At 70.9% G+C, this 15167-nt stretch carries 15 protein-coding genes; 7 read left to right on the top strand and 8 right to left on the bottom strand.

Annotated elements, in window-relative coordinates; translation table 11 throughout:
- Window positions 1-1014: a peptidoglycan -binding protein gene (locus ASG51_RS19320; protein ID WP_056382525.1), complete on the top strand. Its 1014-nt coding sequence runs from the start codon at window positions 1-3 to the stop codon at window positions 1012-1014.
- A 9-nt stretch (window positions 1015-1023) separates the two neighbouring features.
- Here ASG51_RS19320 and ASG51_RS19325 read toward each other — a convergent pair whose 3' ends face one another.
- The 3 genes from ASG51_RS19325 to ASG51_RS19335 are packed head-to-tail and all read right to left on the bottom strand — an operon-like array spanning window position 1024 to window position 3473.
- A complete protein-coding gene (locus ASG51_RS19325) occupies window positions 1024-1416 on the bottom strand; it encodes a hypothetical protein (RefSeq protein ID WP_200941363.1) in 393 nt (130 codons plus the stop codon).
- A gap of 10 nt (window positions 1417-1426) precedes the next feature.
- Entirely contained in the window at window positions 1427-2980 is a 1554-nt protein-coding gene (locus ASG51_RS19330) for a peptidase S10 (protein WP_056382527.1), read from the bottom strand.
- A 40-nt stretch (window positions 2981-3020) separates the two neighbouring features.
- Window positions 3021-3473, bottom strand: coding sequence for a DNA polymerase III subunit chi (locus ASG51_RS19335; RefSeq protein ID WP_056269888.1), 453 nt, complete (start codon window positions 3471-3473; stop codon window positions 3021-3023).
- Window positions 3474-3839: 366 nt separating this feature from the next.
- On the opposite strand from ASG51_RS19335, the gene ASG51_RS19340 reads away from it, so the two are divergent.
- Entirely contained in the window at window positions 3840-4688 is an 849-nt protein-coding gene (locus tag ASG51_RS19340) for an alpha/beta hydrolase (RefSeq protein WP_244480199.1), read from the top strand.
- Window positions 4689-4858: 170 nt separating this feature from the next.
- Window positions 4859-5089: a hypothetical protein gene (locus tag ASG51_RS19345; protein ID WP_056382532.1), complete on the top strand. Its 231-nt coding sequence runs from the start codon at window positions 4859-4861 to the stop codon at window positions 5087-5089.
- A gap of 10 nt (window positions 5090-5099) precedes the next feature.
- Here the strand turns inward: ASG51_RS19345 and ASG51_RS19350 are convergent, their stop codons facing one another.
- From ASG51_RS19350 to tpiA, 5 genes are all read right to left on the bottom strand, one after another.
- Window positions 5100-5402 carry a hypothetical protein gene (locus ASG51_RS19350; protein ID WP_056216841.1) on the bottom strand — a complete coding sequence of 101 codons (303 nt, stop codon included), beginning with the start codon at window positions 5400-5402 and terminating at the stop codon, window positions 5100-5102.
- A 237-nt stretch (window positions 5403-5639) separates the two neighbouring features.
- Window positions 5640-7268 carry a CTP synthase gene (locus ASG51_RS19355; RefSeq protein ID WP_056216838.1) on the bottom strand — a complete coding sequence of 543 codons (1629 nt, stop codon included), beginning with the start codon at window positions 7266-7268 and terminating at the stop codon, window positions 5640-5642.
- Window positions 7269-7527: 259 nt separating this feature from the next.
- Window positions 7528-7968 carry a preprotein translocase subunit SecG gene (secG, locus tag ASG51_RS19360; RefSeq protein ID WP_056269897.1) on the bottom strand — a complete coding sequence of 147 codons (441 nt, stop codon included), beginning with the start codon at window positions 7966-7968 and terminating at the stop codon, window positions 7528-7530.
- A gap of 208 nt (window positions 7969-8176) precedes the next feature.
- Window positions 8177-8935, bottom strand: coding sequence for a GNAT family N-acetyltransferase (locus ASG51_RS19365; protein WP_056382534.1), 759 nt, complete (start codon window positions 8933-8935; stop codon window positions 8177-8179).
- An 80-nt stretch (window positions 8936-9015) separates the two neighbouring features.
- Window positions 9016-9780, bottom strand: coding sequence for a triose-phosphate isomerase (tpiA, locus tag ASG51_RS19370; RefSeq protein ID WP_056216829.1), 765 nt, complete (start codon window positions 9778-9780; stop codon window positions 9016-9018).
- Window positions 9781-9956: 176 nt separating this feature from the next.
- On the opposite strand from tpiA, the gene ASG51_RS19375 reads away from it, so the two are divergent.
- The 4 genes from ASG51_RS19375 to trpD all read left to right on the top strand — a co-directional run bounded on the left by ASG51_RS19375 (window position 9957) and on the right by trpD (window position 15160).
- Complete coding sequence (locus ASG51_RS19375; protein ID WP_056382535.1) at window positions 9957-11861, top strand: peptidylprolyl isomerase; 1905 nt, start codon at window positions 9957-9959, stop codon at window positions 11859-11861.
- Window positions 11862-11868: 7 nt separating this feature from the next.
- Complete coding sequence (gene trpE / locus ASG51_RS19380; protein ID WP_056382537.1) at window positions 11869-13392, top strand: anthranilate synthase component I; 1524 nt, start codon at window positions 11869-11871, stop codon at window positions 13390-13392.
- Window positions 13393-13455: 63 nt separating this feature from the next.
- Window positions 13456-14070 carry an aminodeoxychorismate/anthranilate synthase component II gene (locus tag ASG51_RS19385; RefSeq protein ID WP_056216817.1) on the top strand — a complete coding sequence of 205 codons (615 nt, stop codon included), beginning with the start codon at window positions 13456-13458 and terminating at the stop codon, window positions 14068-14070.
- 64 nt (window positions 14071-14134) lie between these two features.
- The gene (trpD, locus tag ASG51_RS19390) at window positions 14135-15160 is read left to right on the top strand and encodes an anthranilate phosphoribosyltransferase (RefSeq protein WP_056350526.1); all 1026 of its coding nucleotides are present in this window, start codon (window positions 14135-14137) and stop codon (window positions 15158-15160) included.
- Window positions 15161-15167 lie beyond the last annotated feature (7 nt).

Genomic DNA, 15167 nt, shown 5'->3' on the forward strand with positions numbered 1-15167 from the left:
ATGGCCTCCACGCGCGGTCGCCGCGACCGGAGCCTCAACGTCTGGCCGGGCTACGTCGACGCCCTGGCGACGCTGCTGCTGGCGGTCGTGTTCCTGCTCACGATCTTCGTGGTCGGCCAGTTCTTCCTCTCCCAGGAGATCAGCGGCCGGGACTCGGTGCTGACCCGGCTCAATCGCCAGATCGCCGACCTGACGGACCTGCTGGCCCTGGAGCGCTCGACCCGGAAGACGCAGGAGGAGCAGGCCTCGTCCCTGCGCAACACCCTCCTCGGGGCGCAGGCCGACCGCGATCGCCTCAGGGCGCAGGCCGAAGCGTCGCAGGGCTCGGCCGGGCGGCAGGGCGAGGTCGACAAGCAACTGGCGGCCGAGCGCGCCAACACCGCCCGCGCCGCCGCGCAGATCGACCTCCTGAACGAACAGATCGCGGCGATGCGGCGCCAGCTCGCCGCCCTCGAGGATGCGCTCGCGGCCTCCGAGAACCGCGACCGCGAGAGCCAGGCCCGCATCGCCGACCTCGGCAGCCGCCTCAACGTGGCCCTGGCCCAGAAGGTGCAGGAACTCGCGCGCTATCGCTCGGACTTCTTCGGCCGCCTGCGCCAGATCCTCGGCAACCGCCCGGACATCCGCATCGTCGGCGACCGCTTCGTCCTGCAATCGGAGGTGCTGTTCCCGGCGGGCTCCGCCAGCCTCAAGGCGGAGGCCGGACCCGAACTCGACCGCATCGCCGGCGCGATCCTCGACCTCGCAAAGCAGATCCCGGCCGACATTCCCTGGGTGCTGCGCATCGACGGCCACACCGATGCGCGGCCCATCGCCAACGCCCAGTTTCCCTCGAACTGGGCCCTGTCGGCGGCCCGCGCCATCGCGGTCGTGCAGGCCATGGTCGCAAAGGGCATCCCGCCCCAGCACCTCCTGGCCGCCGCCTTCGGCGAGTTTCAGCCCCTTGAGGCCGGGACCACCGAGGAGGCCTATGCCCGCAACCGGCGCATCGAGATGAAGCTCACGGAGCGCTGAGCCGGTCGCTCACTTGACGATGCGGTCGAGCCGGTTGTTGACGAAGAAGTACAGCTCCTTCGCGCCGGGCTCGTTGTAGAGCACCTGCACCTCGCGGCCGGCGCGCCCCTCCCCCACCAGCACGTCGGTGGGGGGCTTGCCCTTCAGGCGGACGAGGTCGCACTCGCCGATGCCGATCTCGATCGCGGCGGCGCCCGCCGGCGCGGGCGCCGTGCAGGTGCCGTCCCCCGTCAGGACGGGTCCCTGGAAGGTCGGGGCCGGTGCGGGCTTCGGCACGGCGACGGGGAGCGGCTCGGGTGCCGGAGTCTCCGTGCGCCGGGTCTCGGTGCTGGTGCAGGCGGACAGGCCGCAGGCCGCGAGCACGGCCAGGATCAGCAGGCGCGGGTCGGTGGAAGCGGGCACGACGGGGTCCTCAGCGCTGCGCGGGGCCCCGCGCGCTGAGCGCGGCCGCGTAGAGAGCCGCCGCGTCCCGATGGAACGCGGCGCGCGAATCCGGTCGGGAATAGAACATGTGCCCGCCCGGGTACACGGCGAGATCGAGACGCCCGCCGCCATAGGCCGGCATCTGGTCGATCAGGAGCTTCGACGCGAAATACGGCGTGACCAGGTCGGTATACCCGTGGGCGACCAGCACCCGCATGTTGCCGTCGAGGGACAGCACGCCGCGCAGGGCGCCGAGGGATTCGGGCGCCGAGCGACCGCCGCCCCAGGTCCAGCCCCGGTTCACCGCCCCGTTGAGGAGTTCGTAGCGCAGATCCGGCACCCGGTAGTTCAGGGTGTCGGTGTAGAGCGCGATCATCGCGCTGGTCAGCGGCGCCTGGAGCGCGGTGAGCAGGGGGTCCTCGAAGCCCGAATGGGCGGCATTCGGGTCCGGGTCCCATCCGGTCACGCCCGTATCGTAGGCGCTGGCGACCCGGCCGGTGTCGCGGCCGATCTCGCGCTGGACGCTCTGGCCGGAGAGACGCCCGGCCTGGCGCCGCACGAAGCTCGGGTCGAGCCCGGTCAGGGCGCCGACCCGGTCGCCCAGCCGTGCCACGGCGGCGCTGTCGGACGGCCCCTTCAGGAGATCGGCGAGGTAGGGTCCGGTGGCGTAGGCCTCTGCGTCGGCCATGGTCTCGGGCGTCGGGATGCCGCCCGCCCGCTCGATGGCGGCGGCGGCGAAGGACGGCAGCTTGATCACGTGGCCCCAGGGGGTCGTGCGCGGTGCCTGCAGCCAGGCGAAATCGAGCACCGGCGAGAGCAGAACCATGCCCGACAGGCCGATGCCGATCTCCTCCTGGAGCTTCGCGGCGATCAACGGCCCGCGGAAGCCGCCATAGCTCTCGCCGACGTAGAATTTCGGCGCCCCCATGCGGTCGTTGGTGCGGAGCCAGCGGGCGATGGCCGAGGCCAGCACGGACGCATCGGCGTCGATGCTCCAGTAGCGCTTGGCATCTCCGTCGGCCGCGCGGCTGTAGCCGGTGCCGACGGGGTCGAGGAACACGAGGTCGGTGAAGTCGAGCCAGGTTCCGTCGTTCGGCACGAGGCCGATCGGCGCCGACGGGCTGATGCTGGCGCCCTCCACCGGCAGGCGCCAGGGCCCGATCGCACCGATGTTGAGGTAGGCGGAGGCGGCGCCCGGCCCGCCATTCACCGCGAAGGTCACAGGGCGCGCCGGATCGCGCGTTTTCCCAGCGCCCTGGCCGGCCAGCGTGTAGGCGATGAACGCGATCTCCGCCTGGAGCTTGCCGGCCTCGTCCACCAGCGGCAGGCTGCCGGCGCGGGCGGTGAAGGCGAGCGTGCGCCCATCCGGCAGGGTGACGCTGTGCTCGGTGACGGCGTCCGCCGGGAGCTTGCCGCCCTGGGTGGCGCGCGGCTCGGACGCTTTTCGCGCCTCGGCCGGACGCTCCGCCTGCGGGGCGGGCTGCGCCTGCAGCGGCGGGGTCGCGATTAGCAGGGCCGCGAGGCCGAAGGCGAGACGTCTCATGGCGAATCCTCTCGGCGATGGTCGGAATGCGGCAGCGACGTCAGGCCTTCTTCTGCCAACGGCCGTCGTCGTCCTGCTGCCAATAGGCGATCGTGTGTCCGGCGGCCTTCGCCTCCTTCCACTGCGCACGGGCGCGCAGGAGGGACTCCTGGTCGGTACCGTCGAACAGCACGCAGATGCGTGCATAGTCGGCGGCATCGGGCGGCAGGTCGGCGCCCTCCACCAGGAAGCGGATCGACGCGGCGTTCGGGTTCGCATCCTTCAGGGTCAGCACGACGGGCTGGCTGGCCGCGTCGACGTCGCGATCGGTCCCATGCGGCAGGAAGCTGTCGTCGCTGTAGGTCCAGAGCTGGTCGTCCAGGGCCTGGAGCCGCTCCTCGCTGGCCGCCTGGATGGCCGCCCGCCACTGGCGCTCCAGAGAGCGCTCCAGCAGGTTCGGGAGCACCTTTTCGAGGGGCTGGTTCTGGAGGTGATAGAACAGGATCTCGGTCACAGGCTGCAAGGTAGTCCGACGCTGCGCCAAAGCCAGCCGCATGGCCGCGCGCCGCGCCTCTTCCGGCGCGCGAATCCACGCGTGAAAACCGCGCAGGTGCGGTCTCGGAACAGAACCGGCGGCCCCCCCGCGCGTCACCGTTCGAGGACGCGGCGGGCGATCTGCCGGAACCGTCGGGGGAAGGACCACCATGCCACACGGACATGCGCCGAACGATCGGCGCGGGGTGATGACGGGCGCTTCGAGCGGACGGGGGCTCGCTGCGTCCGCATCCCCCGCCGGGCGGAACCGGCGTTCGTCCTGATGGAGATCGCACCCATCGCCGGCCCGGTCGGGAGGATCTCGCCCGCGGTATCCGAGCGCCTCGTGCCACGATCGACCATCGACCTGCACGAGGGGCGTACGCTCGCCTACGCCGAAGCCGGGACCGGATCGCCCGTCGTGCTCATCCACGGGACGCTGATGTCCCTGGAAGACATGTGGCTCGGCCTGGTGCCTCACCTCGCCGAGCGGTTCCGGGTCATCGCCGTCGACCGTCCGGGCCATGGTTTCAGCCGGCGCCGGGGCGCGGCCGACGCCGAATTCTGGCGGCAGGCCGCCCTGATCCGGGAGGGCGTTCGGGCGCTCGGCCTGGAGCGGCCGATCATCGTCGGGCATTCCTTCGGTGGCGCGCTGGCGCTGGCGTACGGCCTTCGGTTTCCCGACGAGATCGCCGGTGTCGTCGCCCTGGCGCCGATCTGCTTTCCCGAGCCGCGCCTGGAACACCTGCTGTTCGGCCCTCGGGCGGTGCCGGGTGGGCGTTTCGCGTCGGACCTCCTCGGGCGCACGATGGACCCTGCGCTGCTGCCGCTCCTGTGGAACGCGATGTTTTTGCCGGCCACGATGCCGCCGGGCTACGCCGCCGCCAATCCGTTCGGGCTGGCCGGCACCGCAGACCAGTTGGTGGCCGAAGGCGAGGACGCGGCCGGCCTGATGGTCGGCTTGATTCGAAACGCGCTGGCGTATCCGGCCTGCCGGGTACCCGTCCGGATTCTCGGCGGCGATTCGGATCTCGTCGTCAGCACGCCGCGACACGGCTCTTGGGCCTCGCGGCTCATCCCGGGGGCCGCGTTCACCCTCCTGGCGGGGACCGGTCACATGCTGCACCACCAGCATCCCGAGGCCGTCCTGAACGCCGTCCGTGCGGTCGCCGGTCACGATCCCGCGCAGGGTTGATCGAATTTGCGCGCCGCACGTTTTCGCTCAGCGTTTGTCAACCGGAAGCCATTATTGCGGTGCACACGCAACCCGTCGGCGCAGCCACAGGCGCCGCACGGCTTCCATCTTCCGATCTCGCCCGGATGCCCGAAGCCGGGTGCCGAGCGACCAGCCAAGGATCTCATCCCGTGAGCTTCACCGTCAGCGCGCGCGTCCTGGAGCGGTGCTTCAGTTTCCGCCACAGCTCCGTCCTGGGCGCCGTGGAGCAGGGCTGGTCGCTGATGATCGCGGGGATGACCGAGGTGCGGATCACCGACGCCTCGGGACGCGTCCACTGCCCGAACGCCCTGCATCAGCACCTGTTCGGACCGCGCGAGACGGCGCGGCCCAACACCGATGTCATCGCGCTGGCGGCGTGAGCCGCGCGCGTCAGCGCTGAACGGTCCGCCCACCGAAGGTCGAGAACGACTCGTCGATGACGCCTTTCTGCGCGGCCTCGGCGTCGACCCGAACCTGGATCGCCCCCGTCAGCGCGGGCTCCCCCTCGGTCTCGCCCTTGCTCCGGCCGTCCTCCAGATCGCCCCCCGCCTGTTCCGTACCGGCGCTGTTGCGATCGCCCGCCGCCACAACCGTGATCGCGTTCCGGTCGATGCCGTGCTCCTGAACGAGGTGTTCCACGCTCATCTCGGCATCGCGGCGGGTTTCGAAATCGGCGGTGAAGATCGGCGGCATTCCATGACTCCCTGTGGGGCAGCGACCCCGTGTGAACAGTCAATGGAGCAACGGGGGCGACGTTCCCCAGGAGCCGGGCGCCGCCGTACCCGCCCGGGCGATGCCCGGGAGGCATGGGTCTGAGCCCGGCCGGAACAGCCGTCCGTCGGCCTGACGAGTCGCTCCCGCAAGCCGGGAACGACGCGTCAGGCCGCAGGCCTCTGAAGACGGTCGGTGCGCGGCCGTTCCGATACCTGGCTAGACCAGACGGCTCTGGACGATGGCAGCGCCGATGAAGCTCTTGAAGAGCGGATGCGGCTCGAACGGGCGGGACTTCAGTTCCGGATGGAACTGCACGCCGATGAACCAGGGATGCCCGACATGCTCGACGGTCTCCGGCAGGAGTCCGTCCGGCGAGAGGCCCGAGAAGCGCAGGCCCTTCGCCTCCAGGCACTCGCGATAGGCCATGTTGACCTCGTAGCGGTGGCGGTGGCGCTCGGAAATGTCGGTGGTGCCGTAGATCTCGGCGATCTTCGAATCCGGCCGCAGGCTCGCCTGATAGGCGCCGAGGCGCATGGTGCCCCCGAGGTCGCCGGCCGCGGCGCGGCGCTCGAGCTCATTGCCCTTCAGCCATTCGGTCAGGAGCCCGACCACAGGCTCGCGGGTCTCGCCGAACTCGGTCGAGTTGGCCTCCGCGACGCCGGCGAGCGCCCGGGCCGCTTCGATGACCGCCATCTGCATGCCGAAGCAGATGCCGAAATACGGGATCTTGCGCTCGCGGGCGTAACGCGCCGCACGGATCTTGCCCTCCGCGCCGCGCTGGCCGAAGCCGCCCGGGACGAGGATGCCGTGGATGCCTTCGAGGAACGGTGCGGGATCCTCGCGCTCGAACACCTCGGCCTCGATCCACTCGAGGTTGACCTTGACCCGATGCGCGATGCCGCCGTGGGTCAGCGCCTCGGTGAGCGACTTGTAGGCGTCCTTGAGGCCCGTGTACTTGCCCACGATGGCGATGGAGACCTCGCCCTCGGGGTTCTTCACCCGCTCCGAGATCGTGCGCCAGCGCGACAGGTCCGGCTCGTCCTGCGAGGGCAGGCCGAAATGCGCCAGCACCTCCCGGTCGAGACCGGCCTCGCGGTAGGAGAGCGGCACGTCGTAGATCGAGGCGACGTCGCGGGCCTCGATCACGGCGGTCTCGCGGACGTTGCAGAACAGGCCGAGCTTGCGCCGCTCGTCCGTCGGGATCGGCCGGTCGCAGCGGCAGAGCAGCATGTCGGGCTGGATGCCGATGGAGCGCAGCTCCTTCACCGAGTGCTGGGTCGGCTTGGTCTTCAGCTCGCCGGCGGAGGGGATGTAGGGCAGCAGGGTCAGGTGCACGAAGGCGGTGGCGCCGCGGGGCAGCTCCTGCCCGAGCTGCCGGATCGCCTCGAAGAACGGCAGGCCCTCAATGTCGCCGACCGTGCCGCCGATCTCGACCAGCACGAAGTCGAAGGCCTCGTTCCCCTCGAGGACGAAGTCCTTGATCGCGTTGGTCACGTGCGGGATCACCTGGATCGTCGCGCCGAGGTAATCGCCGCGCCGCTCCTTGGTGATGATGTCGAGGTAGATCCGCCCGGTGGTGATGTTGTCGGCCCGGGTCGCGGCGAGGCCGGTGAAGCGCTCGTAATGCCCGAGGTCGAGGTCGGTCTCGGCGCCGTCGTCGGTGACGAACACCTCGCCGTGCTGCGTCGGGCTCATCGTGCCCGGATCGACGTTCAAGTAAGGGTCGAGTTTGCGCAGGCGGACCTTGTAGCCCCGGGCCTGCAGCAGGGCCGCGAGCGCCGCCGATGCGAGACCCTTGCCCAGCGAGGAAACCACGCCGCCGGTGATGAATACGTACCGCGTCATGGGCCTCGGTCCATAAACAAGGGAGAACGATTCGCCAAACAACAAAAACGCCTATCCCCCGCGATACCTGCGCATGCGCGGCGAGGACGTCGTTCGATCGGCGTTGCAACGAGGAGCGGCGTCCGAGCACTTGTCCGAGCACTTGGACGCCGCATGTCTGGATAACCCCGCGGTTCACCTCGACCCGACCGGGCCCGGCGACCTCGCCGCGGTCACGTCTCGGTCGAAGGCCCCCTCCGTCGGGCCATCGACCGGCCGTTCAGCGCGACTGCGGGGCCTGCGGCACGGCCGGCTGGGCCGGCGCGGTCTCGGGCACCTGCGCCGGGGTGCCGGGCGCCGAAGTCCCACTCGCCGGAGTCCCGGGCTGGGTGCCGCTCTGACCCCGCAGGGTGTCGAGCAGGTTGCCGGCATTCGGCTGAGTCGCGGGCTGGCTGGTCCCGGTTCCTTCCAGGATCGAGCGCGGGGCCGCACTCCGGTGCGACAGGATCGCGAGCGCCATGCTGGTGGTGAAGAACAGGGCGGCGAGGATGGCCGTCGCGCGGGTCAAGGCGTTGGCCTGTCCGCGCCCCGTCATGAAACCCGCCACGCCGCCGCTCCCGCCGCCGCCGAGGCCGAGACCGCCCTCGGAGCGCTGGAGAAGGACCACGGCGATGAGGCCGAGGACGACGATGAGATGGATCGAGATCAGAACGGTCTGCATCGGGTTTCCGGAAGCTTCATCATCCGCGCGCCGGTTCCGAGGAGAGACCCGGGCACGAATGCGTTACGGGCCGGTGAGTCCTGGCGCCGCCGACATATCCGCGGGGCCATACACCAGATGGCCCCGCGCGCCAACCGGACCGATGCTTCGGCACCGCGTCGGCCGGCGCGGCAATCCTTCGAACCCCGGAGTTATCGCGGAGGCAGCCCTAGTCCCGGCGGCGGTAGCGATAGCCGTAGAGGCTGCGCGAGAAGCCGAGCCCGGCATAGAGGGCGCGCGCCGGCGCATTCTCGGCGACCACCTGCAGGCAGGCCCCGGTCGCCCCCTCCCGCCGGGCCCAGGCCATCAGGGCCACGATCAGGCTGCGCGCATGGCCCGCCCGGCGATGGGACGGGTGCGTCGCGACGGATTCGAACACGAGGATCCCGCGATGCAGGACGCCGTAGGCGACGGCCACCGTCCGGTCCGCCTCGATCCGCCGCGCGAACATCCGGGGCAGGATCAGACACGCGATCGAGTCGTGGTAGGTCCGCAGGGCGACCTCGGACACCACGCCCTCGCAGGCGGCCCGCGCCGCCAGCCACGCCGCGTCCGGGGCATTGTCGAGGGCGACGCCCTCCGCCCCGTCGCGGTCGTCCGGCGGAAGCTCGGCGAAGAGCGTGCAGGCCTCGCCCTCGGACCGATAGCCGAGACCGTCGAGCAGGACATCCATCTCGGGGACGAGATCCGGGACCCGGACGATCAGCGGGCGACCGAGGTTCCGGTAGAGGCTCTCGGCCTCCGCGACGATGCGGGCGGGATCGTCGCGCCAGCCGCGCAGGGGATTGAGGGAGTTCGTCCGACGGGTCGGACCGCCCGAGGCCCGCAGGATCCAGCCGCCGAGGCCGATCTCCAGCGGCGAGGGTCGCGCGTTGCGGCAGGCCTCCTCGACGGCCCAGGCCCGATCCGCGTCCGATTGCCGGTTCATGTCCGCCGACGAACCATGGGTCACTCCCGCCGAAACCCCGGGACCGAATCCGAACGAACTGGGATTTTTCGGCTCGATCCCTATCGCAGGTAGGCGCGGGCGATGCCGAGGAAGTCGTCGGCGACCAGGCTGGCGCCGCCGACCAGCGCGCCGTCGACGTTGTCCACCGCCATCAGCTCGCGGGCATTGCTCGGCTTGACCGAGCCGCCATAGAGGATGCGCACCGCCTGGGCCTCGGCGCCGATGAGTTGGCCGAGCATCTCGCGCAGCGAGGCATGGACCTCGGCGATGTCGGCCGGGGTCGGCGTCAGGCCGGTGCCGATCGCCCAGACCGGCTCGTAGGCGATGACCGTGTCCTTGGCGGTGGCTCCCTTCGGCACGCCGATCGCGAGCTGCGCGCGCACGATGTCGAGGGTCCGGCCCTCCTCGCGCTCCTCCTTCGTCTCGCCGACGCAGATGATGCCGCAGAGGCCCGCGCGGCGGGCGGCCAGCGCCTTGGCGTGCACGCCATCGTCGGTCTCGTGGTGGTAGGCCCGGCGCTCGGAATGGCCGACGATGACGTAGGAGGCTCCGAGATCGGCCAGCATCTCCGCCGAGATGCTGCCGGTGAAGGCGCCGTTCGGCTTGGCGTGGAGATTCTGGCCGCCGATGGCGATCGGCGAGCCGTAGGCGGCCGCCACGCAGGAGGCGATCAGCGTGGAGGGCGGGCAGATGAGCACGTCGACCGTGTCGAGCAGGGCGGCGGTCAGGCCGTTGCGGACGGCTTCCACGACGGCGACCGAGCTGCGCAGGCCGTTCATCTTCCAGTTGCCGGCAACCAGCGGCCGTCGCCCCGACTTCGTCATCCCGTCCCTCGCTGCTAAGGCTTCGCTTCGCGGTCGCGCCGGCCCTAACAGAGCCTCAGGATGGGCGCAAACCGCGAACGCCCTTTGCGGTGACAGCACGGATGGTCTATCGCGGGCGACCTTCCCAGGAATGACGGGCGCTTCCGGCGCCCACGCGACGGGTGCCCGGACGTTCGATGCTGCAGAACATGCGCAAGGCCAGCCAGCACTGGCTCGGCAAGATCATCCTCACGGTGGTCTTCACCTTCCTGATCGCCGGCGTGGCGATCTTCGGCGTCGAGGAATTCTTCCGCGCGGGCTCGTCCACCAGCGTGGCCACCGTGGGCCGGGCGCAGATCTCCGCCGAAACGGTGCGCAGCGCCTATCAGAACCAGCTCCAGCGCTACCAGAGCCAGACCCGCCGCACCCTGACGCCCGATCAGGCCCGGGCCCTCGGCATCGACCGCCAGGTGCTCGCGCAGCTCGTCAGCGAAGCCTCCCTCGACCAGCAGACCGCCGCCCTCGGCCTGAGCATCCCCGATGCGGCCGTGCTGCGCGCGATCCAGGAGGAGAAGAGCTTCCAGGGCGCCGACGGCAAGTTCGATCCCGCCCTCTTCTACCAGACGCTTCAGCGCGCCGGCATCAACGAGGCCACCTTCGTGCGCGAGCAGCGCTCGGTCGCCGCCCGCCTGCAGCTCGCCGAGGCGGTCGCGGCCGACCTGCATGTCCCCGAGGCCCTGCGCGAGGCGGTGCACCGCTACACCACCGAGCGCCGTTCGGTCGCTCTGATGATGCTGCCGCCCTCCGTGGCCGGTGAGATCCCGGCGCCCTCCGAGGATGCGGTCAAGGCGTATTACGAGGACAACAAGTTCGCCTTCCGCGCGCCGGAAGCCCGCGCCGTCACCCTGCTGGTCCTCGACCCGCAGGCGATGGCCAAGCCCGAGGCCGTGACCGCCGAGGACATCGCCAAGCGCTACGATTCCGAGAAGGCGCGGTACGGGACGCCGGAGCGTCGCACGATCCAGCAGATCGTGTATCCCGATCAGGCTGCCGCCGAGGCGGCCCGGACGGCGATCGAAGCCGGCGACAAGCCGTTCGAGGCGGCCGCCGCCGAGACCGGCGCCGATGCCAAGAACCTCTCCCTCGGGACGCTCTCCAAGGCGGAGCTGTTCGATCCCGCCGTGGCGGACGCCGCCTTCGCCCTGCCCCCGAACACGGTCAGCGCACCGGTGAAGGGCCGCTTCGGCACCGTCCTCCTGCGCGTCACCGCCATCGAGCCGGGAACGGTGAAACCGCTGGCCGAGGTCTCCGCTGACATCGCCAAGACCATCGCCCTGGAGCGCGCCAACAGCGGCATCGACGCGGCCCACGACGCGATCGAGGACCAGCGCGCCAATTCGAAGCCCCTGGCCGACATCGCCAAGGAGCGCGACCTGCCGCTCCAGACCATTCCGGCCGTCACCGCGCAGGGCCTCGATCCCGCCGGCAGGACCGTCGAGGGCATCCCGGATCGCGACACCACCCTGACCGCCCTGTTCCGGGCCGAGATGGGTGGCGACAACGAGCCCCTGCGCACCAAGACCGGGGGATACATCTGGTACGACGTGACCGGGGTCGACCGCGCCCACGACAAGCCGCTGGATGAGGTGCGCGACGAGGTCGTCGCCCGCTGGCGCGCCGCCGAAGTCCAGAGCCGGCTGCTGGCGAAGGCCAAGGCGCTGTCGGCGCGCCTCGACCAGGGCGAGACCGTCGAGGCCGTCGCCGCGGAAGCGGGCCTGACCGTCCAGAGCCTGACCGACCTGGCCCGCAACCAGGCCCAGGGCGATCTGACGGCCGAGGTTGTCAACCGCGTCTTCGCGACGGCCGTCGACAAGTCGGCTTCCGCAGAGGCCGGCGAGAGCCGCGCCCTGTTCAAGGTCACGGCCGCGACGATGCCGGCCTTCGTTCCCGGCTCGCCGGAGGACGAGGCGATCGGCAAGCGTTTCCAGCCCACCATCGCCGACGATGTCCTGGGTCAGTACATCGGCGACGTGCAGACCTCGGTGGGCGTGACCATCAACCAGGCGGCCTTCCGCCGGGCGATCGGCGGCGGCGAGTACTGAGCCGACGATGTCCGAGGACCCCGCCTTCACGGCCTTCGTCGACGCCTACGAGGCGGGCCGTCCCGCCCTCCTCAACCTCACCCTGGTGGCGGATCTCGAGACGCCGGTCGCCGCCTTCCTGAAGCTGCGGGCCGAGCACCCCGGCACCGCCTTCCTGCTCGAATCCGTCGAGGGAGGCGTCGTGCGCGGACGCTACTCGATGATCGGGCTCGACCCCGACCTGGCCTGGCGCTGCCGCGACGGCCGGGCGGAGATCGCGCGCGGTCCCGACCTGTCGGTGTTCACGCCCGAGGCGGCTGCGCCCCTGGCGAGCCTGCGGGCCCTGATCGCCGAGAGCGCGATCGGCGCGGAGGGCGACACGGATGTGCTGCCGCCGATGGCGGCGGGCCTGTTCGGCTACCTCGGCTACGACATGGTCCGGGCCATGGAAACCCTCGGACGCCCGAACCCCGATCCGCTCGGGGTGCCGGACGCGATCCTCGTGCGACCGCGCGTGATGGTGGTCTTCGACTCGGTGCGCGACCTGATCACCGTGGTCGGCCCGGTGCGCCCGACCGCCGGAATCGGCGCACGCGCCGCCTACGAGGCGACGTTGGGTCGGCTGGAGCGGGTGGCCGAGATCCTCGAAGGCCCCCTCCCCGTCGAGGCCCGTATCGACCCGCACGCAATCGCGCATCCCGAGCCGGTCTCGAACACGACACCCGAAGCGTACCTGGGAATGGTCGCCCGGGCCAAGGAGTTCATCGTCGCCGGCGACGTCTTCCAGGTCGTGCTCTCGCAGCGCTTCGAGGCGCCCTTCACCCTGCCGGCCCTGGCCCTCTACCGCTCGCTGCGCCGGACCAACCCGGCCCCGTTCCTGTGCTACCTCGACTTCGAGGATTTCCAGCTCGTCTGCTCGTCGCCCGAGATCCTGGTGCGGGTCCGTGACGGGCGCGTCACCATCCGGCCGATCGCCGGGACGCGCCGGCGCGGCGCGACGCCGGCCGAGGACAAGGCGCTGGCCGAGGAACTGTTGGCCGATCCCAAGGAGCGCTCCGAGCACCTCATGCTGCTCGACCTCGGCCGCAACGATGTCGGCCGCGTCGCGCGCATCGGCAGCGTCACGGTCACGGGTTCGTTCTTCCTCGAGTTCTACAGCCAGGTCATGCACATCGTCTCGAACGTCGAGGGCGACCTCGACCCGAAGCACGATGCCCTCGCGGCCCTCGCCGCCGGCTTTCCGGCCGGAACCGTCTCCGGTGCCCCGAAGGTGCGGGCCATGGAGATCATCGACGAACTCGAGCGCGAGAAGCGCGGCCCCTACGGCGGCTGCATCGGCTATTTCGGCGCGCGCGGCGAGATGGACACCTGCATCGTGCTGCGCACCGCCCTGGTGAAGGACGGCCGCATGCACGTCCAGGCCGGTGCCGGCATCGTCTACGATTCCGACCCGGCCTCCGAGCAGCAGGAATGCGTCAACAAGGCCAAGGCCCTGTTCCGCGCGGCCGAGGATGCGGTGGTGTTCGCGAGCCGGGCCCGGCGGGGACAGTAGCGCCCGGTTGACGGGTCGCCGGACTCGCGCCACACCGCCGTCATGCCTGCGCGCGAAGCTCCGATGTCCGACGTCCTCGTCATCGACAATTACGATTCCTTCACCTGGAATCTCGTCCACCTGATCGGCCCCCTCTGCGGTTCGATCGACGTGGTGCGCAACGACGCCATCACCACGCAGGAGATCCGCGCGCGCCGGCCCGACGCCGTGGTGCTGTCGCCGGGACCCTGTTCGCCGAACGAGGCCGGCATCTGCCTCGACGTGGTCAAGGACCTCTCGACCGAGATCCCGATCTTCGGCGTCTGCCTCGGGCTCCAGGCCATCGGGCAGGCCTTCGGCGGCGACGTGGTCCGGGCCCCGACGCCGATGCACGGCAAGGTCTCCAGCATCCAGCATCGGGCCTCGGGCATCTTCCGGGGGCTGAACGGGCCGTTCGACGCCACCCGCTACCATTCCCTGGTGGTGGAGCGCGGCGGCTGCCCGACCGATCTCACCGTCACGGCCGAGGCCGACGGCCTGATCATGGGCCTTCAGCATGCCCATCGGCCCGTCCACGGCGTGCAGTTCCACCCCGAAAGCATCCTGTCGCATCACGGATCGCAGATCCTGCGGAATTTCCTGGACATCGCGGCCACGTGGAATGCGGCGCGTGACAAGGGCCGCGACGGCGTGCATTGACGGGTTACGTCGCCTGTCTGGAATCAATCCGGTTCTCCGTGCCGGACCGTCACGCCCGAGCCACATGGAATCCTTCAAGCCCCTCCTCGCCAAGGTCGCCACCGGCGCGGGCCTGGACCGTGCCGAGGCGCGGCAGGCCTTCGACGATCTGCTCTCGGGCGAGGTCACGCCGGTTCAGGCCAGCGCCTTCCTGACGGCGCTGAAGGTCCGCGGCGAGGCCCCGGACGAGATCGTCGGTGCCGTCGAGGCCATGCGGGCGCGGATGCTGCCGGTGCCCGGCGTCGCGGGCGCCGTCGACGTGGTCGGCACCGGCGGCGACCATTCGGGCAGCTACAACGTCTCGACCCTGGCGGCGATCATCACCGCCGCCTGCGGCGTGCCGGTGGCCAAGCACGGCAACCGGGCCGCCACCTCGCGCTCCGGCGCCGCCGACGTGCTCACGGCCCTCGGCGTGCGCATCGGCCTCGCGCCGGACGAACTGAGCCTGTGCCTCGCCGAGGCGGGCCTGTGCTTCATGTTCGCCCAGACCCACCACGCCGCCATGCGCCACGTCGCCCCGGTGCGGGCCGAACTGCCGATGCGGACGATCTTCAACATGCTGGGCCCGCTGGCGAACCCGGCCGGCGTGCGGCGCCAGCTCTTCGGCGTCTCGTCGCCGGCCTGGGCCGAGCCGCTGACCGGCGTCCTGGCGGAACTCGGCAGCGACCGGGTCTGGACCGTGCACGGCAGCGACGGCCTCGACGAGATCACCGTGACCGGCCCAACCGCCGTGGTGGCGCTGACGGACGGCCGGATCTCGCGCTTCACCATCGATCCGCGCGAGGTCGGCCTGCCGCTCCATGGGCTGGAAGCCCTGCGGGGTGGCGACCCGGAGCACAACGCCGCCGCCCTGGCCGGGGTGCTGGATGGGGCGCGCAACGCCTATCGCGACATCGCCGTCCTCAACGCGGGGGCCGCCCTGGTGGTGGCGGAGGCCGCCGGCACCCTGGCGGAGGGTGTCGTCCGGGCCGGCCAGGCCCTCGACAGCGGCGCCGCGCGTGCCACACTCCGGACGCTGGTCCGTCTCTCGAACCGTCGCTCGAACGCCTGAAAGCCCG

This window comes from Methylobacterium sp. Leaf465, assembly GCF_001424705.1.
Taxonomy (GTDB): Bacteria; Pseudomonadota; Alphaproteobacteria; order Rhizobiales; family Beijerinckiaceae; genus Methylobacterium.